Source organism: Parasphingomonas zepuensis (assembly GCF_036663735.1).
Lineage (GTDB): Bacteria > Pseudomonadota > Alphaproteobacteria > Sphingomonadales > Sphingomonadaceae > Sphingomonas.
Map to the genome: position 1 here is coordinate 767289 of NZ_JAXOJO010000002.1, position 18576 is coordinate 785864.

The following is an 18576-nucleotide window of genomic DNA, read 5'->3' on the forward strand; positions in this document are numbered from 1 at the left end:
GCGCTTCTCTGGCAGACGTGTGGGGAGGCAACATGAAGCTCTGGGCGAGATATTTGATCGGCGCCGTCGTCGGCATCCTGATCGGCACGGGCGGCGCGATCTGGAGCGTCCGCGCGGGCGCGCTCGGCTCGGCCGAACGGATCGGTCCCTGGACCACGGGCCGCGATTTCGGCACCGCCCAGGCGAGCGCGCATACCCGCGCGGTGGTCGCGCTACGGGGGCTGCTCGCGCTGCCCGCTACCGAAGCGCGCTATTACACCGCGGCGGTCGATGATGCTGGGCGGCCGCTCGAGGGGCGCTGCCGCTATGTGATCAATGGCGGCGGGTTGCCGGCGAAGTGGTGGAGCCTAACGCTCTACGACCGGGCCGGCTATCTCGTCGCCAACCAGCCGGGCGTCTATTCGGTCGGCAGCGCCGGCCTGCCCTCGTCGGAACAGGCGCACTGGACGGTCGTCGTGGCTCCACAGCGGCAGGCCGGACACTGGCTGCCGACCGGCGGGATCGAGCGGTTCGAGCTGACGTTGCGCGCCTATCTTCCTGACGATGGCGGCAAGGGTAACTTCACGCAGGCGCAATTGCCCAGCATCGTGCGGGAGGCCTGCGCGTGATGCGGCGCTGGATCGGGCCGCTGGTCGTGGCGCTGCTGCTTGGCGCCGCAGCGTGGCATGCGACACTGGTGGCCGCCCCCGACATGCTGATGCGGCTGGCGTTGCAGCGCGTATCGAAGGCGGGTGGGGAGAACGGCTTCAGCCATGCGCCGCTCGCCACCGCGGCATCGCGCGCAATCGTTCGGCCGAGCCCGGACCTGGCCTATTCGTCCTGTCCTTTCGATCTGTCGAAAGGTCCCTTGCTGATCGATGCGGTGCCGGTCCTTGCGCCCTATTGGTCCCTGTCGGTGTTCGACACCCACACGGACGTCGCGCTCGTGAGGAATGGCGCAACGGCGCAATATCGGCCGTTCAGGGTCGCCATCCTTGCGGTCGGCCAGACCGCCCCGGTGGAATATGAGGCAGTCCATGTCGACGGAACGCGCGGCATCGCCTTGATCCGTATCCTGGTTGACGACCGCGCGCGCTTCGCGGCGATCGAGAAGGAACGTCGGGCGACGACCTGCCGGGTGGCTTAAGCCGCGTCCACTTCCCGCAGCCGTGCCTCGAGTCCGGCGATCCTGGCGGCATCATCCCGGCGCTGGCGTTCGAGCGCGGCCAGGTCGCGTTCCAGTTCGCCGATCCGGCGTGCGGATGCGTGGACCCGGTCTTCGGCTTCGGCGCGATAGACCGCGACCTCGTCGGACTGCTGCGCGGACAGCCTGCGCCATCTGCGGCCGCTCGAATGGCTGGCGAACCCGATCAGCCAGAAGCCGATGGCGACCAGCGCGAGGACGATGAAGTGCGATGAAGTGCTGAACAGCATGACGCGCCCTTATCCCGACGATATCGCAGCCACCCGATCCTGCCGCCTCCCGCGCCGCGGAGCAAGTGCCCCACGCGCGGCGTCAGATCCCGCCCTTGAAGGCGTCGGAGATCGAACAGGCAGCCGGCCCGAGAATGACCACGAACAGCACCGGCAGAATGAACAGGATCAGCGGCACCGTCATGATCGCGGGCAGGCGCGCGGCCTTTTCCTCGGCGCGCATCATGCGTTCGTTGCGGAACTCGGCCGACAGCACGCGCAGCGCCGACGCGAGTGGCGTTCCGTATTTTTCGGTCTGCACCATGGTCGTGACGACACCCTTCAGCGCATCGAGCTTGACCCGCATGGCGAGGTTCTCGAACGCCTGGCGACGTTCCGACAGGAAGCCCAGCTCGATCGCGGTGAGGGTGAATTCATCGCCCAGCTCGGGATAGGCCCGGCCCAGTTCGCGTGCGACGCGATTGAAGGCGGCATCGACGGTCAGGCCCGCTTCGGCGCAGATCACGAGCAGATCGAGCGCATCGGGCAGGCCCTTGCGGATTGCGTTGGAACGCTTGTCGATCTTGTTCTTGAGGAAGAGATCGGGCGCCTTGTACGCGAGGATGAAGGTCACCGCGACGATACCGTAGCGCTTCAGCGGGCTGTAGGTGGCAAACGAGTCCGTACCGTAGACGATATAGAGCATCAGCCCGCCGAACACGATCGGCAGGACCAGACGGCCGAAGATGACCGCGACGGCATATTCCTTCGAGCGGATGCCGGCCTGCATCAGCTTGATCTGGGCGGCCTTGACCTGGCTGTCCTGCAGCACCTTGAGCGACGAGAGGATCGTTTTGATCCGATCCGTCGTCTCGTTCTTGGTGACCAGCTTGGCGCGGCGCTTGGTCGAGGCGGTGATGCCGGCCTTGAGCTGCTCGCGGCGCTCGTTCAGCGCCTTGACCCGCTTCACCATCGGGTCGCGGGCGGTGGTGGCGGCATAGACCGCCAGCAGCACCGAGAACGCGGCGACGCCCGCGAGCAGCGTGGCCACCCACATCACATCGACCCCGAGGATCGTCGGTCCAGCCATTTCGCCCATGATGCCCCGCGCCGCTCCCGTTCAGATTTCGAAGTTGATCATCTTGGCCATGATGAAGGCACCGATGGCCATCCAGATCATGCCGCCGCCGCCGGCGACCATCAGCCGCTGATCGATGAAGAAGGTCTGCATATAGTTGCCGTTGATCATCCAGATCATGCCGAACACGATGAAGGGCAGCGATCCGATGATGTAGGCCGATGCCTTGGATTCGGACGACATCGCCTTGATCTTGAGCTTCATCTGGCCGCGCATGCGCAGCACGTTGGCGAGATTGGCCAGCGTTTCCGCCAGGTTGCCGCCGGTCTCGCGCTGGATCGCGATGGTGATGACGAAGAACTGGAATTCCGGGGTCGCCAACCGATCGGCGGTTTCCTGGAGCGCTGCATCCATCGTCCGGCCGATCTTCATCTTGTCGGTGATGGAGCGGAACTCGATGCCGACGGGGCCCTCGACTTCCTGGCCGACGACCGAGATCGTCTCGGTGATCGGCAGGCCCGAGCGAAGGCCGCGCACGAGCAGCTCGATCGCATCGGGGAATTTGGCGGTGAATTTCGCGATGCGGCGCTTGATGAAAAAGCCGACGACGAAATGCGGGATGCCGGCGCCAAGCATCAGCCCGACCAGCAGCGACAGCAGGATCGGCAGGCCCTGGAACGCCAGCAGCGCCGATACGATGATCGTTATGCCCAGGGTCGTCATGCCGTACTGACCGACCGTCCAGGTCTTGCCCGTCATCGAAAGCCGCTTCTTGAGCAGGGCGGGGCGAGGCAGGAACCGCATCGCGGCGGCATCCATGCGCGTGCTGCGGGCAGCGGTGATGCGGCGCATCTGCGCCTCGACCAGCGCGTTCGACGAATCGCTGTGCCGCGCTCGCAACGAGCCCAGCCGGCGATCGCGCGCGCGTTCCGCGGACGGGCCGGCAAAGGCGAAGGCCATCAGCACCAGCACCGTGGCCGCGCCCGCCAGCATCATCAACAAGGGCATCAGTTCCATGGCGGTATCAAGCGCTCCGCTTCGTTGACGGGCGGTTTACGCGCCCGCGGTTTATCCGGTGCCCGTTGATGGGCACCGGCATCATTTCTTGGCCGACCGTTTCGGCATCATCGACTTCAGATCGGCGAACTTGCCCATCAGCGTGGCGCTCGAGGCGGCGGATTTCTTTTTCCGGCCGTCATCGATTTCACCAGCATCGCCGACCCCGAGCAGCTTGGTCGCGAGTTCGACCATCGGTGCGATGGTCTTCGATCCCTTGCCGGCCTCTGCCAGCGGCTTGCCCAACTTGGCAGCCTGCGCACCGAGCTTCTGGTCGAACGGAATGACGAAATCGATCTTGCGCTCGATCGAGCCCTCGAAATCCTTGCGGCTGATCTCGAGCTGCCCACCCATGTGCATCTTGTTGGCGACGACGAACACCTGGGTCTGCGGCGCGTTCGATTTGAGCCAGGACAGGATCCGGATCGAATCGCGGGCAGCGGCAAGGGTCAGCTCGGTCACCACGACCGCGACCTGAACGTCGCTGATGAGATGCGGGTGCAGCACCAGCATGTTGCGCGGCAGATCGACGATCGTGCATTCGAACGCCGCCCGCATCTCCTCCTGGAGCTGGTAGAAGGCGGCGCCGTCGGTCAGCACCGGCGCATTGATCGGGGCTTCGGCCGAAAGCACCGACAGCGTCTCGCTGGCCTTCACCATCGCGCGTTCGATGAACAGCCCGTCGATGCGGCTGGGATTTTCGATCGCGTCGGTCAGGCCGCGGCCGGGTTCGAGATCGAGCGAAAGCGCGCCGGTGCCGAAATGCACGTCGAGATCGAGCAGGGCAGTGGACCGCCCGCCCTTCTCACTGAGGATCCAGGCGATCGAGGTGGCGAGGGTCGATGCACCGACGCCGCCGCGCGCGCCGATGATCGCGGTGGAGCAATGCGGGCGCTCCTCGCCGCCATCGACCGATTTCGGCGCGTTGAGGATGGTCTGCGCGTGCGTGAAGGCTTCGCGCAGCATGTCCGGGTTGAGCGGCTTGAGCAGATAATCCTGGATGCCGCTGACCACGAGGTCGCGGTAGAGGCGGACATCGTTGACCTGGCCGGCCGCGATCACGACCGTGCCGGGTTCGCAGACCTCGGCCAGGCCGTTGATGTCGGCCAGCGGATCGCCGGATTCGGACAGGTCGACGAACAGGATCTGCGGACTGGCCGATACGGACAGCGACTGGACGGCATTGCGCAGCCCGCCCTTGTTCACCTTTTCGGCGACCCAGCCCATCTCGATGGCGACGGGCCGCACGATTTCGGCAGTGGTTTCGTCGCAGACAAAGGCGACGAAGGGTTCGCGGTGACCGGCGCGGCCGGTGCTGAAGGGAGCGTTCATTTAATTGGTCCCCGGATCTTTCAGGCCGCCTGCCCCGGTGGGGACGGCCGCGCGGTAAGTGCCGATCGCGCGAGACGATACGGCATTGTCGTTGACCTCTGCGCCCGGCTGACCGCGCACGAGATCGACCGGATTGGCGACCATCGCCGCCAGGTTCGCGTTGACGGCGCAGCCATAGTTGGACGAAGTGTTGCTCTCATATTCCGGCTGGCTGACCCGGCTGTAATCCGGGCATCCCGGTACCGAGGCTTTCATCCGGCTGACGACGACCCGGACCGTGCCCGGTGCGAGCGGGGCGCCGGTGACCGGCGCGTCGTCCGACAGCAACAGGCCATAATGCCCGAGCATCTTGCCGACTTCGTCGCGCAGGGGGCCGTTATAGCGATTGGGATCGTCGATCGCGACTCGGTCGCCATAGCCAAGCCGCAGGGAGTCCATCCACCCGGCCAGGCGTCGTGCTTCGCCGCCGGCCAGCCTGTTGCCGCTGGTGTTGACGTCGAACACATAATCGGTGCGGCTCACCACCGGCTGATGGACCGCCTCCAGACCGCGGCGCGGCGTGTTGGCGCACGCCCCCAGCGACAGGGCCGGAATGAGCGCGGATGCGAGAAGGATACGCTTGATCATGAGTTTGTCCCTCGAGTCAGCGGTCAATTGAAGCTGAAGCCGGGTGCGACGGTCGCGCCCTTCTTCGATTTCGATTTTGGCTCCGGCGGCGTGTTCTTAGCGACGGGCTCTTCGCGGCGCTGTTGCGGGCCGGGTTCGGGTGCCGGAAGAACCGGGACCGGTGCGGCCGCGCCAAAGGCTGGGCCGGCGCCGACCGGCGGCGCCATGCTTGGCTTGGGCCGGTCGCCGCCGGTGATGCCGGAACCGAGCTGGCCCATCATCAGCCGGTCGAAATCGGTCGGCGCCTTGTACCCGTCGGTGGGCAACGCAATGTCGTTCCCGTTGACCGGCTTCACCAGATAGGGGGTGATGATGATCACGAGCTCGGTCTCGTTGCGCTGAAAGGCGTTGGAGCGGAACAGCGCGCCGAGAATGGCCACGTCGCCCAGGCCCGGCGTCTTTTCGAACGAGTTGTTGTGCGAGTTCTGCAGCAGCCCGCCGATCATGAAGCTCTGGCCGGAGCCGAGCTCGACCGTGGTTTCGGCGCGTCGCGTCGTCAGCCCCGGCACCCTGGTGCTGTTGATCGTGACCGCGTTGGAATAATCCAGCTGCGACACCTCCGGCCGCACCCGGAGCGAGATGCGCCCGTCGGCCAGCACCGTGGGCGTGTAGGCCAGGCTGACGCCATATTGCTTATATTCCACCGAGACGACGCCGAGCGCCTGCGCAATCGGCACCGGCACTTCGCCGCCGGCCAGGAACGTACCGGTCTCACCCGACAAGGCGGTCAGATTGGGGTTGGCCAACGTCGTCACCTGGCCAACCGTTTCCCCCAGATCGATCGCGCCGAGCAGGTCGAGGCCGAGCAGGCGGCCGGCCAGGCCAAGCGTGGTGTGCTGCGCGCCATTCGTGAAGGAATAGCTGGTGCCGGCCGGGGGCGTGCCGGGTGTGATCGTACCGGGATCGCGGCCTGTGCCGATACCGAACAGGAAGCCGCCGGTGCGATCGAGCGATTTCAGGTTCACGCCCATATTCTTCACGAAACTGCGGCTGACCTCGGCGAAGCGCACCTGCAGGTTCACCTGGAGCGGGGTCGCGGTGCGCAGGCGGTTGAACACGCCGATCTTGAGCAATCCGCCCGGCGCAACCCCGGGATTGAGCAAGGCCGTGACGAGCCGTTCGGCCTGCGCGCTGTCGTCCGGCGCCGCGACCGTGCCCGTCAGCACGGCAAGCTGGCCGGTCGTCGATACGCGGATATCGGCGTCGGGCATCGCGAGCTTGATCATGCGATCGATCGTGGTGATGTTCTGGCTGACCCGGATGTTCGCTGAATAGACGACACCGCCGAGCGCATTGGTGGCGAACACCGTAGCCTCGCCGAATTCCTTGCCGAACAGGTGGATCTGGCGCTTGTTGCTGACATAGACGTCCGACACGCCGGGATTGGACACCCATACGTCGACGACGTCGGCCGGAAGGGTGATCAGCTCGCCCTGGCCGACCGAGAGCAGCACTTCGCGCGTCGGGCGCTGCGTGCCCGCCGGCGGCTTGCCGATCCGGGTCTGCGGCCGGGGTTTGGCAACCGCGCGCTTGGCGACCGCACGCTTGGCTGGTGCCGCTCCGGCGGTCACGGGCAGGGTGGCGACCAGGGCGGTCGCCGCCGTCACCGCTACCGAGCGGTGCAAGAATGTCCTGATACGCATCTTATTTCTTCCCCCCGACCGGAACAGCGGTCACCGTATTTCCGCGCGCGACGTTGATCACCGGCCCGGCCGGCGCAGCGCCGTTTTCCGGCGGCTTGCCGGGCACGGTGCGGCGCTGGAAGCGCGACACGTCGGCACCCGTCGCCAGTGTCGAATTGCCTGCCTGGGGCAGGCTTGCGACCTGCAGCATCATGGCTTTTTCAGCCTTGGGATCGTCCGTCTCGGACACCTTGATCGCACCGCTGGCGATCGCTTCCTCGAGCTCGCTGTTGTTGTCGGCGATCGAGCGCAGCGAGAGCGAGAGCGAACCGAGCGTCTGCGCTACCGCGATCTTCTCGGCGATCTTGGGCGTCGCTTCGATCGTCACGTTGGAGAAGGTGTGGACCTCGGTCTTGCCGTCCTCGCCGATGGTGTTGTCGGTGCGCTGGTCGGTGGCGAGCACGCGCAGGTTGCGCATGACCGTCTCGGCGACCTTGAGCGGCGGACCGTCGCCGCCCCCGGCCACCGTCTGAGTCAGCACCAGATCGACCCGGTCGCCCGGAAAGACGAAGCCGGCGACCGCGGTCTGGGCCGACACCGGCACCGTTACCGCGCGCATGCCGGCACCGAGCGCCGCCGCGAGGAAGCCGCGGTCGCCCGGCTTGACCAGCGCGCCCTGCGTGACCGGCTGACCCGCGGTGATCGCGTTGCGGACGACCGTGCCTTGCAGCGACTTCAGGTCAGTGTCCTTCTTGATGTAATAGGCGTTGTCGACCAGTTCCTTGGGCCAGGGCTGGAACTTCAGCGCGGTGGCATCGAGGATGGTGCCGACGGGCAGGGCGCGCGTGGCGACCAGCACTTCGGGGCCGTCGACCGGCGCTGCTGCGGCGGCTGCGGCCGCGGCCTGCGGCGTCGTTCCGCCGACAATCAGGCTGCGGGCCATGAACGCAGTGATCGCGGCGACGATCAGCGCACCCACCAGAAGAATGATCTTGCGACTATCCATGACGTTTCAGACCTTTCGGGCGCGGTACGATTGAACCCGCATTAAGCATTCACTGGAATCGGTTAAGAATAGGTTCGCGAAGCGCGAGCAGGGCGGCGAGCGCGATGGCGACGCCGTAGGGAATCTCGATCGCGCCGGTCCGTTTGCGGACGGCGCGCTCGGCCACGAGCAGCAACGTAAGCGCGCCGCCGAGCAGCGACATCACGATCAGCATCCAGGCCAGCGCATGGAGCGGAAGCCACAAGGCGAGCGCGCCGATCATCTTGACGTCGCCCCCGCCCATCCAGCCCATGACGAAGGCGCCGTAGAAAAAGGCGAAGACGATGGCGGCCATGCCGACCTGAATCGCCATGTCGGGCCATATCGGGAGCGCATTGGCCCACCACCACAAGGGCGCGAGCGCGAGGATCACCGCGTTCTTCCAGTTGGCGATCTCGCGCGTCCGCGCGTCCTGGATTCCCGCCGAGACAAGAAGCAGCGCCAGCGTGACCAGCAATACTGCGTGTGGTGTTTCCCCGCCCATCCGCAATATCCCTAGACGACATGGCTTTCTAAAAAGTAACCAGCACCAATGGTCTCCCCGCAACTGTATCGCCGCGCCATTCCGGCCACCGCCAGGATCACGCACTGGACGGCCCCGGACGGCTGGCGACTGCGGCGATTCGACTGGCCGGCCGATGCCCATCCGCGCGGCAGCATCCTGTTCCAGGGCGGGCGCGGGGATATCTTCGAGAAATATCTCGAGGCATTCGCCCATTGGCATGGGCTGGGCTGGTCGATCACGTCGTTCGACTGGCGCGGGCAGGGCGGATCGGGCCGGCTCTCGCCCGATGCGCATGTCGGCCATGTCGAGAATTTCGAGATCTTCGTCGACGATTTCGCTGCCTTCTGGGCCGAATGGTCGCGCGACGCGGTCGGGCCGCATGTGGCGATGGGGCATTCGATGGGCGGGCATCTCATGCTGCGCGCGCTGACCGAGGGCGTGGCCCGGCCGGACGCCGCCGTGCTGATCGCGCCGATGTTGGGCCTGCACAGCCCGCTCGGCGCACGGCTGGGCGAGCGGCTCGCCAGGATCCTCGCCGGCGCGGGCAACCCGGCGCGGCCGGCGTGGAAGGTCAATGAGCGCCCGGCGACGACCGCGAGTCGCCAGACGCTGCTCACGCATGACGTCGACCGCTATGAGGACGAGCTGTACTGGCAGGCCAGCAAGCCGGAACTGCTGCTCGGCCCGCCAAGCTGGCGCTGGGTGGTCAAGGCGTTCGAATCGACCCGGCTGCTGCGCGACGATCCCCGGCTGAAGACGATGACGGTGCCGGTGCTGATGATCCTGGCCGAGGCCGATCAACTGGTGAGCGCCGGCGCCGCGCTGCAGGTGGCGGCGCGTCTGCCCGATGTGGAGGTGGTGCGCTTCGGGGCCGAATCGGCGCATGAAGTGCTGCGCGAGGCGGACGGCGTGCGCAACCGGGCGATCGGCGCGATCGACGCCTTCATCGCCGCGCGCGTGCAGCGCTGAACGCTGCCGGGGGCGTGACCTTGAAGCAGTATGACGTAGCGATCGTCGGCGCCGGGATCGCCGGGGCCAGCCTCGCGGCCGAGATCGCGCCGCACGCCTCGGTCCTGCTGATCGAGGCGGAGGATCAGCCGGGCTATCACGCCACGGGGCGATCGGCGGCCTTCTGGTCGGAAAGCTATGGCGGGCCGGGCGTCCAGCCGCTCACCACCGCCTCGGGCCCGGCGCTGCTTGAAGGCGGGTTCCTCGCGCCGCTTGGGTCGCTCCATATCGGCCGGGCGGAGGATGCGGCGAAGGTCGATGCCTTCATCGCCGCCTTTGCCGGCACCGTGACGCTGGAGCGAGTCGATCCGGCCCCGTTCGTGCCGGGCCTGCGCGACGAGTGGACGCTGGGCGTGATGGAAGCGAGCAGCGCCTATATCGACGTGGCCGCGCTGCACGCCGATTATCTGGCCCGGGCGCGGCGGGCGGGCGCCGCGCTGGTGACCGGCGCCCCCCTGCGCGCCGCCGCCCGGACGGACGGTCAATGGCGGCTGGAGACCGGCGCGGGCGCCTTCGCGGCCGGGCTGATGGTCAATGCCGCCGGCGCCTGGGCCGATGACGTCGCGCGGATCGCGGGCGCCGCGCCGATCGGCATCCAGCCCTATCGCCGTACCATGGTCCAGCTGCGCACCCATCCTGCCGTCCCGCCGGGCGTGCCGCATGTCACCGATATTTCCGGCGCCTTCTATTTCAAGCCGGAAGCGGGCGGGCGGCTGTGGCTGAGCCCGCATGACGAGACGCCGGTCGATCCGGGCGACGTGCAGCCCGAGGAACTCGACGTGGCGATCGCGATCGACCGGCTCGAGCACGTCGTCGACTGGCGAGTCGCGGCGGTCGAGCGGCGCTGGGCGGGGCTGCGCAGCTTCGCGCCGGACCGGCAGCCGGTCTATGGTTTCGACCCGCGGGTGCCGGGTTTCTTCTGGTGTGCCGGGCAGGGCGGGTTCGGCATCCAGACCGCCCCCGCCGGGGCGCTGCTGGCGGCGGCGTTGTTGCTGGAGCGGCCGGCCGACCCGGTGGTCGCTGCGATCGATCCGGCCCGATATGCGCCGGACCGTTTCCGTCAACTGGCGTGACACCCCGCGCGGGCCTAACCTGCATCGATCCAGCAGGAGAGATGCCATGGCGCATAAATTCGTGATCGAGCAGAACAAGGCCGGCGAATATGTCGCGAAGTTCAAATATAACAGCGAAGTGATCTTCTGGACCGAAGGCTATGCGAGCAAGGCGGGGGCGCAGAATGCGATCGATTCCGTGAAGAAGAACGGACCGGGCGCGCCGACCGAGGATTGATTTCCGCGCGCGCGGCGTGCGGTGATTCGACCATCCTGCGGCGCCGTACCTTCGTTTTGCGGCAGGCCCGGCAGGGGACGGCGGAACGGACTGCAGTGCAGCATGCGTGACCGGCGCGCCTTTCGGCGGCGCGGATTCGAGTGCTGGCTGACGTTCACGGCGGATCAGCCGTCGGCGGTCGGGGCGGGCCATAGCCGCCGCCGTTGCGGGAAAAGAGCTCGAACAGCGGGCGCGGGGGCGGAGCGGGAGCCGGTGGCGGCGGAGGTGGCGTTCGCGAGGGCGCGGCCGGGCTCTCCTGCGGGGGCATGGCAGTCGCCGGGGGTGGCGGATCATCCCGTTGCGGATCGTGTGGCGGGTCTTCCTCCAGCCTCGCCGGCTCTGGATAGATCTGCAGATCGGGATGCGGCGTGCCCCCTCTCGGGGGTGGCGCGGGGGCGTCGTCCATGGCCGGCGCTGCGCCTGACGCAAGCGTATCGCGCGAAGCAGGGCTGGCATGGACACCGGATGGCGCTCGCGCCGCTTCTGGCTGCGGGCGCCGGGCCGGGGCGGGTTGCGGAGCGGCGGCTTTCGGGCGCGGGGGCGCCGGCGGGGGCGGGGGCGGGGGCGGAGCTACGCGTGCGGACGACGCGGAAGGCGGCTGGGGCGACTGCTGGGCGGAACGCCTTTCCCCACTCTCGCGCAGCGTCTGGCACATCCTGCGGATGAAGGCTTCGTCCCACTCGTCATCGTCCCAATTATCCTCGTCCCAGTCCGGATCGTTCCAGGCTTCCTCTATGGTCTTGGAGAAGGGTTCCTTGCGCACGCCCCATTTCCTCGGCTGGCGGACGCGGAGCCAGTGCAAAGCGGCCTGGGTGTCGGGCGGGAGATGATCCGTATAGGTCGCATAGACCGGATCGGGATCGGCGGCCGTCCTGAACACCTTGGTGCGCTGAACGCTGCACCCCACGGCGCGGGAATAGAGCGCGCGCTCGACACGATCATCGGCCAACTTCTTGCCGGCGACGATCGCCTCGGCGAATGTCACATAGGTGTGGCGCCAGCGATAGATGGTGCGGACGCTGACCCCGTAATGCTCGGCGAGTTCCTCGTCGGTGGCGCCGAGCTGGCACATCTCGCCCGCCTCTTCGGCGAATTCGTGTTTGTAGATCATGGGACGGGGATAGCGGGGGCGGCGGGTGGTTTGAATCGATGGGTTGGGAGCAGAATGTCATGCTTGTTGTGACATTCTTCCGACGCGTTAATTTCATAAATAATATAATAATATCAGTGTCTTATTTAAGGTCAGCCTGCCGCGGCGATATCAACGCCAATGGGCAAACTATCCCGTCATTCCGAAATTGATCGAGAAGCCCTTCAATTCGAAAAAGGCGATCCGGGTCAGGGCATCGGTTTGAGATGATCGCCATGTCGGCCATAGGCTGCGTTCAGATCGAGCAAGCGGTGGCCCAGCACTGTTCTCAGGCGTCGATCCACCACGACGACCAATAGCGTGTTGAAGCGTCCGGTCCCGATCAGGACCTGATCGAAACGTTCGTGAGCATCCCGATACACGTGCTGCACGTCGTTGAGCCCGGACAAGCCCAGGGCATCGAGATCGAGGCTGTCGACATAAGGCCAGATGTCCAGGACCGGCTCCGCGCTTTCCGTCACATTGCGCATTGGCTGCGCGAAGCATGCCTCAAATTCCTGGAGGGCCAATAGATGACCGGGTTGCATCAGGCGGGCATATCAGCCCTGAAGGAAGTTCGTAAGCGGGTTCGACACGATCCCTCCTCGGGCAAGCGTGGCACTCAAATACCGTGTCTCACTCAAGGGGTGCAGTCCAATAGAGTGCTTCATTCGAAAATGAGGAGTTTGCCGGCCTCCCGTTGACGCTTCGAACACCTGTCGTCACCGACATACATCCATGCGACACCACCATGATCATCAGCGTATCGCGCCATGCATATATTGGATGTGATCGATCTCTCATACGCGCGGTATCCGAGCCTGTAACCGATGGTCGATGAACCGAGCGCTATGAGGATGGCCAATATCACCATGACAGCGTTTTTCTTCATTTTTTATCGTCCTCGACTTCAGCTCCGAGACCGGAATTACGGTGACGAATTACGGTGACAGTTTACTAATTAGTCTTTGCGCTTCGGTCCGCGTCTTTGCGGCGCGAGCGTTCGGCCGGTTTGCCGCTCGACCGACTCGATCCACGCGATGCCGCCCAACGGCCTGCCGGTCGTCTCGGACTGGCGGAGCGCTGCATAGGCTGCGGCATCCTCCTCATCGCCGAGAAAGGCGCGGAAATCGCCCGTTCGGTCGAGCACTGGCCGTACCCTGACCACGCCGTCGTCCTTGCCCGCGAAATGGGCGGCGGTGCTCGACCAGCGCCAGTCCTCCGGCCTGTCGACCAGGCGCGCCCGAACCGGGTTCATCGCGACGTAGCGGGCGGCACTGGCCAGATAGGCATCGTCCATCGCCACCGAGCCGAACCGGCCCTGCCACAAATGCCCGGTCCAGTGATGTCGAGCGTTGATGATGCGGGTGTAACGGCGATGAAGCTCGGCGAAAGTGCGGCGCAGGCCATCGGGGTCCGACGGAGTCAGGATGACATGGACATGGTTGGGCATCAGGCAATAGGCCCATATTTCAGCCTCCGCCTTGCCGGCCGCATCGCCGAGCAGGTCGCGATAGAGCGCATAATCCGCGTCTTCGAAAAAGGTCTGGCCGCGCCGGTTGCCGCGCTGCGTCACATGGTGCGGGACACCGGGGATCACGACTCTTGCCAGACGCGCCATGTGTTGATCATAGCGAGGTTGAGGTAATTAGTAAACTGTCACCGTAACTCCACGCTGCGTGACGTGGTGGGGGTGACCCGGGAATACTGCGCGTGCCAGACGTGCCATGCGGGAAGGCTAGCGCGGAGACGGGGTGAATGCAATTTGTGCACTGTCACCCTTATTCCCTCGTCACCCTTATTCCCTCCTGAATCGCGCTACGCGCCTGTGTCGGAATCTACTCCCCGAAATGGTTTCTTTGGTCATCAGCCATAGATCGACGCTTATAATTTTTGAAAATTACTATTCCGCAAATCATCACTATAAATGCTAAGATGCCAACCGTCCAACGATATTGAAATGACGGAGATAACATCAATAGTGCAGCTCCGAATCCCGACAAAATTCTCCCGACAAGAATCAAAATTTTATTTGTCGATGGGTGCATAGGGACTCTCCGCCATCAAAGGATCTTTGTCTCCCGCTGCAAAAAATACTAGACCTCCTAGAGCTGCAGCTCCAGATTTTAATCCAGGATAAATGGTACTGGCAGCAGCTATTAAAGCTCCAACCCCTTTTTCAAACATTCCAAAGGCCGTATTATGTCTTTCAACGTTGTCATTTCTAATCGATCGACCCAATGGACTAGACATAAAGTTAGAATGTGCTGCCGATGCGGCGCGAAAACACGCCATCGTTTTGCAATCGCGTATATTACCTGCTAGCTCTCGGGCATATTGATTGCCAGCAGTCTTCTCGGCATCAGTCGCAGATCGCTCCCTCACGCCATTTTCGTTCATGGTTTCAGCCGCTTGGCCCGACGCAACCAGACCATCGCGCGCGGCGGTTTCGCGGCTTGAGGCGCCGGCAGACCTTACACTTCCTGCGCCATCGCTTGTGCCTGCTCCGTTAAGGCCGGGGTTAAGGGTGTTGGAGTTCGCGCCCTTGGTGTTTCCGTCAGGGCAAACAAGTGTGCCGGTGCAGCCGCTTCCTGTTTTTTCTGCTAATCCAGTTGGATCCCGCGCGTTCAGTGGATCGTTGCCGACATAGGCGTAAAGATTGATCTGGTCGTTGTATCCGATCGGATCGGTCTGCAGGAACCGTCCAAGCCGCGACGAATAGATCCTTGCCTTGTAATAATACATGCCGAGATCGGGAAGCCAGGCCTGCCCTGTATATTGGAAAGTCCCGATATTGCCGGCTCCCGGCACGCCATATTCGTCATAGGTGTTGATCGCGACCGGCGCCCCGCTCGCATCGGTTACCGACACGATCGAGCCCTGATGGTCGCTCTGCAGCGAGCGGCGGTCGGTGAGGCCGGCTCCCTCATACCAGAGCAGCGGATCGTCTTCGGCGGGGCCATGGACATAGCGGCGCAGCACGTTGCCGGCGGCGTCATATTCAAGCACCAGTTCATCGCCGTCGTAGAGGAAGCGCCGCGTGCCCGAAGTGCCGACCGTCTGGAACAGGCGTCCGTTCGGGTCATAGGTCATCGCGGTCGTCAGGGTGCCCGCCGCCGACACCAGCCGGTTCTCGACATCATAAGTGAAGCTGGTGCCGCCGTTCGAGGCGAGGTTGCCGTTGGAATCATAGCCGAGCGCGCCGGCACCGACCGCGGTGTACTGGTTGAGGTCATTGACGGCGTAGCTGTTGCTGGCGGGCACGTACCCCGCGAACGCATATGTATCGTTGGAGCGCGTCCGCGTGACCATCTGGCTCGCCGGGTTGTAGGCGAAGGTGCTGGCCACATCGGCGGCGGTGCCGGACAGATCGTCGGTCAGGCTGGAAAGGCGCGATGCTGCGTCATAGCCGTAGGTCGAAAGGACTGCGCCGCGTGCCGTGTTGGCGCGCCGGCCCTGGGCGTCATAACCGATGCTTGCGATTTGGGCGGCGCCATTCTCCTTAACCGCGATCGCGCGACTGAGGCTGTCATAATCGTAGGCGAAATATATGCCGTCCGGGTGGGTGACCCGTACGCGGTTACCGGCGGCATCATATTGATAGGTCAGCGTCCGGCTGGTTCCGCCCATCGCGGTCGTGCTCGATACGACACGGCCAAACCCGTCATAGGCAGTGAGAACCTTGTCAGCGCCCGTTGCGGAATCGAAGTGAGCCTCGGTTTGAAGCCCTCGCACATCATAGAGATAATAAACATTTCGCACGGCCCCTGCCGGTGGTGTCGTGCAGGCATATCCGGCCACGCATGTGCCGTTAAGCACCTTCGAAGTGACCCGGTTTAGCGCATCGTAGTTGTAGGTCAGCGTTCGGCCGTCACGCTTGCGTAAAGCGGTGCGGTTGCCGATCGCATTATAACCATATGCTTCATAGTCTGTTACGCTGGATGCCCCTGCGGTTGCCAGTGCGGTAGCCTGAGTCGACGGATTATACCCCGTGACGATCCCCTGCGCGGGGAACTGCCACTGCACCTGCCGGTCGAATCCATCGTACAGCATCCGCGCCCGGTTGCCGTTCGCGTCGATGACATATTCCTGCGCGCCGTTGGCCGTGTAGCTGTACGTAGCATAGGCCTGCTCGAGTGATGTTCCGACGGCCTTGCGCACCTGAAGCAACTGGCCCGCCGCATCGTAGACGTTCCTGGTGACGCGATCCGGGCCGCTGGGCCCGGTGAGCTGCGCCAGGCAAGCGTTCGACTGCGCCGCCCATTGCGTCGCATCCATTCGAACGGCCTGGCAGATGGGCTTGCCGCGATCGGAAAACGACTGATCGGTTACGGCGGAGACAGTGCCGCTCGCCGAGGTGCTGACGCGCACCGGGTAGCGCCGGCTATCATAGCCGGTATCGGTCCGCTCGGATACGGAGAGGGCAGTGCTCGTTGCGCTCGGGATCGTGCCCATCTCGACGCTGACGACCTTGTCGTCAGAATCGCGATACGTATAGCGCTGGGCCATATACAAACCGCTTGGCGCACGCTTCCCGATTTCCCAGGTTTTCCGGCCATGGACGTCGTAGCGAAAATAGGTCGTGTCGTCGGTGCCCGGGAGAGGGCCATCGACCGACAGGAGTCGCCCGGCGCTGTCGTACGCGTAGTTGGTCGTCAACGTGATCCCACGGGCCGCGTCAATTTCGCGCTTGACGCTCGGTAAATTGGTGGTGCCCCAATAATCATATTCGGTCCGGATTTCGGCCGAGGTGCCGCACGTCGTCGTATCACCGCAAACGCGAATGACGCTGGGGCGGGACGGTCCTCCTATGTACGTAATATATGTTTTTCGTCGAACGCCGGCGCTGTCCGCCGGGTCAGTTTGCTCGAGCAGCTGGCCGTTTCCATTGTATATATAGTCGGTCTGACGATTGAGCGCATCCCGCGACCACACTGGCCTGTAGCAATTTACGCCAATGCAATTGACGGTATCTACATAGGCCGATTCAACGCGGTTCGCGAGCCCCGAGCCCGCCTTTGCAATATAGCTTTTCTGGATCAGGTTGCCATAATCGTCATAAACGACGCTGACCTTATTGCCTTCGGGGGAGGTGACAATTGTGGGACGGTTTCGGTTGTCGTATTGAAAGGTCGTGGATCGGCCGAGTCGATCAATCCACGTATTGATGTAGTTCCGCTTCTGCGTAACGGTGATCAGATACTGATCCGCTAGGCCATCCGGGCCAGTAACCGTTATCTTGTCGAAATTATATCCAGTGCTGGTATCATTGAGATCAAGGCCGACATAGCTGTAATTCCAGTTCACACCGTCCTGATTGACGGAGCCCACAACCGTTGCGCTCGGATTCTGGGTTACGTCCTTCGTGGGCGCGCTTTCGCCAGGAAGCGTGATGGAGCCGGCCCAGGTTTCAACATCGTTGCCCATTCCGTTGGCGCAACCGTTGCAGTTATAGATTCTGCCGCCGATGTCGGTAATTGTCGTGGTATTTATACTATAGGTCATCTTGCCGAGCGCTATGGTTGGCGCAGCGATCGCATAGAGCGTTGCGTCCTTGGGGCTCTGCCACAAGGCACTATAGGTATCGCTCTGGTACGTGACGGAGATGGCGTAGCCCAAATTCGATGTGACAGTTGTCGGGCGGTAATATGTTCTGACTCCGGCTACGTAAGTTTGATAGCTATATGTCAGTATCTCGCCGTCCGGATACTGAACCGATGACGCGTAATTCAGGTAAGTTCTTTTTTGCGCGTTAGAGATGTCGAAAGAGACGAGATTGAAGTTATATCTCGCGCCAGACCCGGATCTGATCAGTATGTTTTCAAACAACGTTGAGCCGGAACCAGTCACATTCTTGCAGTTGTCCGAGACGCATCGAAACGACTCAGAATTTGTCGCGCCAAGGTGCGCCGAGAAATATGATGCGGTGGTGTCAGGGTCGCCTCCGGGGATAGAGCCGGTCAGATAGGGAGCGATATCCTGCAATCGAGAAAAGGTGAGGCGCGGCGCGGCAGGGACCGATAGCGTGGGCAGATCGATTTTGGTTCGCCCGTCAACCAGGTTGACGCCATTGCGATCGTTCACGACTTCCAGCGGCGTAATCACGGGCGGCGGATCATTTTGGGCAAGAGCTGAAACAGGCGACAAGAGCCCAGCCAATAGCGGCCACAAGATGGATTGCCTCCAGCGGTGAGCTTTTGAACTGTCGGCCAGCGGAGGGTGCTCGTGCTGCGGGCCGATAGGCGACGCGCAAAGCATGTCGAACGATTTTTGAAAAATGCGCTTCGAGATGTTGAGCACTTTTACCCCCGGTGCATTAGATGGTGAAGTCCGCCCGTTGGGGAGGTGGTTCCGCACAGAAGAAGACACATCGTTCTTTGTCGGAAATGACATTGTCGGTACTCTTGCGCGCGC

General features: G+C 63.7%; 17 protein-coding genes. 5 read left to right on the forward strand and 12 right to left on the reverse strand.

Going from position 1 to position 18576, the window contains the following annotated elements; translation table 11 throughout:
- Window positions 1–32: 32 nt before the first annotated feature.
- Both U1769_RS09935 and U1769_RS09940 read left to right on the forward strand, forming a co-directional pair.
- On the forward strand, window positions 33–608 hold the full coding sequence (locus U1769_RS09935) for a DUF1214 domain-containing protein (protein ID WP_332715218.1): 576 nt from the start codon (window positions 33–35) through the stop codon (window positions 606–608).
- The gene (locus U1769_RS09940) at window positions 608–1126 is read left to right on the forward strand and encodes a DUF1254 domain-containing protein (RefSeq protein ID WP_332715220.1); all 519 of its coding nucleotides are present in this window, start codon (window positions 608–610) and stop codon (window positions 1124–1126) included. The genes U1769_RS09935 and U1769_RS09940 overlap by 1 nt, the downstream gene beginning before the upstream one ends.
- Here U1769_RS09940 and U1769_RS09945 read toward each other — a convergent pair.
- From U1769_RS09945 to U1769_RS09980, 8 genes are all read right to left on the reverse strand, one after another.
- Window positions 1123–1413, reverse strand: coding sequence for a hypothetical protein (locus U1769_RS09945; protein ID WP_332715222.1), 291 nt, complete (start codon window positions 1411–1413; stop codon window positions 1123–1125). The two genes, U1769_RS09940 and U1769_RS09945, sit on opposite strands and share 4 nt — an antisense overlap.
- An 82-nt stretch (window positions 1414–1495) precedes the next feature.
- Window positions 1496–2491 carry a type II secretion system F family protein gene (locus U1769_RS09950; RefSeq protein ID WP_332715224.1) on the reverse strand — a complete coding sequence of 332 codons (996 nt, stop codon included), beginning with the start codon at window positions 2489–2491 and terminating at the stop codon, window positions 1496–1498.
- Between the two features lie 21 nt (window positions 2492–2512).
- Window positions 2513–3487: a type II secretion system F family protein gene (locus tag U1769_RS09955; protein WP_332715226.1), complete on the reverse strand. Its 975-nt coding sequence runs from the start codon at window positions 3485–3487 to the stop codon at window positions 2513–2515.
- A gap of 81 nt (window positions 3488–3568) precedes the next feature.
- Window positions 3569–4858 (reverse strand): pilus assembly protein CpaE, encoded by a 1290-nt coding sequence (locus tag U1769_RS09960; RefSeq protein WP_332715228.1) that lies wholly within the window; start codon window positions 4856–4858, stop codon window positions 3569–3571.
- Window positions 4859–5485, reverse strand: a complete 627-nt coding sequence (locus tag U1769_RS09965; protein ID WP_332715230.1) for a CpaD family pilus assembly protein — start codon at window positions 5483–5485, stop codon at window positions 4859–4861.
- Window positions 5486–5508: 23 nt separating this feature from the next.
- Window positions 5509–7167 (reverse strand): type II and III secretion system protein family protein, encoded by a 1659-nt coding sequence (locus tag U1769_RS09970; RefSeq protein WP_332715232.1) that lies wholly within the window; start codon window positions 7165–7167, stop codon window positions 5509–5511.
- 1 nt (window position 7168) lies between these two features.
- On the reverse strand, window positions 7169–8152 hold the full coding sequence (cpaB, locus tag U1769_RS09975; RefSeq protein WP_332715234.1) for a Flp pilus assembly protein CpaB: 984 nt from the start codon (window positions 8150–8152) through the stop codon (window positions 7169–7171).
- A 49-nt stretch (window positions 8153–8201) separates the two neighbouring features.
- Window positions 8202–8675, reverse strand: a complete 474-nt coding sequence (locus U1769_RS09980; protein WP_332715236.1) for an A24 family peptidase — start codon at window positions 8673–8675, stop codon at window positions 8202–8204.
- 48 nt (window positions 8676–8723) lie between these two features.
- Here U1769_RS09980 and U1769_RS09985 point away from each other — a divergent pair, with 48 nt between their 5' ends.
- From U1769_RS09985 to U1769_RS09995, 3 genes are read left to right on the forward strand one after another with little or no spacing between them, the layout of a single operon-like run.
- Window positions 8724–9665, forward strand: a complete 942-nt coding sequence (locus tag U1769_RS09985) for an alpha/beta fold hydrolase (RefSeq protein WP_332715238.1) — start codon at window positions 8724–8726, stop codon at window positions 9663–9665.
- A gap of 20 nt (window positions 9666–9685) precedes the next feature.
- Entirely contained in the window at window positions 9686–10777 is a 1092-nt protein-coding gene (locus U1769_RS09990) for an NAD(P)/FAD-dependent oxidoreductase (RefSeq protein WP_332715781.1), read from the forward strand.
- Between the two features lie 46 nt (window positions 10778–10823).
- Window positions 10824–10994, forward strand: coding sequence for a YegP family protein (locus U1769_RS09995; protein WP_332715240.1), 171 nt, complete (start codon window positions 10824–10826; stop codon window positions 10992–10994).
- Window positions 10995–11148: 154 nt separating this feature from the next.
- On the opposite strand, the gene U1769_RS10000 is transcribed toward U1769_RS09995, so the two are convergent.
- From U1769_RS10000 to U1769_RS10015, 4 genes are all read right to left on the reverse strand, one after another.
- Entirely contained in the window at window positions 11149–12144 is a 996-nt protein-coding gene (locus U1769_RS10000) for a helix-turn-helix domain-containing protein (protein WP_332715242.1), read from the reverse strand.
- A gap of 227 nt (window positions 12145–12371) precedes the next feature.
- The gene (locus tag U1769_RS10005; protein ID WP_332715244.1) at window positions 12372–12692 is read right to left on the reverse strand and encodes a hypothetical protein; all 321 of its coding nucleotides are present in this window, start codon (window positions 12690–12692) and stop codon (window positions 12372–12374) included.
- 431 nt (window positions 12693–13123) lie between these two features.
- On the reverse strand, window positions 13124–13783 hold the full coding sequence (locus tag U1769_RS10010; RefSeq protein ID WP_332715246.1) for a transposase: 660 nt from the start codon (window positions 13781–13783) through the stop codon (window positions 13124–13126).
- 407 nt (window positions 13784–14190) lie between these two features.
- Window positions 14191–18555, reverse strand: coding sequence for an RHS repeat domain-containing protein (locus tag U1769_RS10015; protein WP_332715248.1), 4365 nt, complete (start codon window positions 18553–18555; stop codon window positions 14191–14193).
- Window positions 18556–18576: the final 21 nt, after the last annotated feature.

Coding starts and splice junctions, on each gene's coding strand:
- U1769_RS09935 (WP_332715218.1), top strand. CDS start 33: ATGAAGCTCTGGGCGAGATATTTGATCGGCGCCGTCGTCGGCATCCTG.
- U1769_RS09985 (WP_332715238.1), top strand. CDS start 8,724: ATGGTCTCCCCGCAACTGTATCGCCGCGCCATTCCGGCCACCGCCAGG.
- U1769_RS10015 (WP_332715248.1), bottom strand. CDS start 18,555: ATGTCATTTCCGACAAAGAACGATGTGTCTTCTTCTGTGCGGAACCAC.
- U1769_RS09965 (WP_332715230.1), bottom strand. CDS start 5,485: ATGATCAAGCGTATCCTTCTCGCATCCGCGCTCATTCCGGCCCTGTCG.
- U1769_RS09950 (WP_332715224.1), bottom strand. CDS start 2,491: ATGGGCGAAATGGCTGGACCGACGATCCTCGGGGTCGATGTGATGTGG.
- U1769_RS10010 (WP_332715246.1), bottom strand. CDS start 13,783: ATGGCGCGTCTGGCAAGAGTCGTGATCCCCGGTGTCCCGCACCATGTG.
- U1769_RS09960 (WP_332715228.1), bottom strand. CDS start 4,858: ATGAACGCTCCCTTCAGCACCGGCCGCGCCGGTCACCGCGAACCCTTC.
- cpaB (WP_332715234.1), bottom strand. CDS start 8,152: ATGGATAGTCGCAAGATCATTCTTCTGGTGGGTGCGCTGATCGTCGCC.
- U1769_RS09970 (WP_332715232.1), bottom strand. CDS start 7,167: ATGCGTATCAGGACATTCTTGCACCGCTCGGTAGCGGTGACGGCGGCG.
- U1769_RS09955 (WP_332715226.1), bottom strand. CDS start 3,487: ATGGAACTGATGCCCTTGTTGATGATGCTGGCGGGCGCGGCCACGGTG.
- U1769_RS09940 (WP_332715220.1), top strand. CDS start 608: ATGCGGCGCTGGATCGGGCCGCTGGTCGTGGCGCTGCTGCTTGGCGCC.
- U1769_RS09995 (WP_332715240.1), top strand. CDS start 10,824: ATGGCGCATAAATTCGTGATCGAGCAGAACAAGGCCGGCGAATATGTC.
- U1769_RS10000 (WP_332715242.1), bottom strand. CDS start 12,144: ATGATCTACAAACACGAATTCGCCGAAGAGGCGGGCGAGATGTGCCAG.
- U1769_RS09980 (WP_332715236.1), bottom strand. CDS start 8,675: ATGGGCGGGGAAACACCACACGCAGTATTGCTGGTCACGCTGGCGCTG.
- U1769_RS09945 (WP_332715222.1), bottom strand. CDS start 1,413: ATGCTGTTCAGCACTTCATCGCACTTCATCGTCCTCGCGCTGGTCGCC.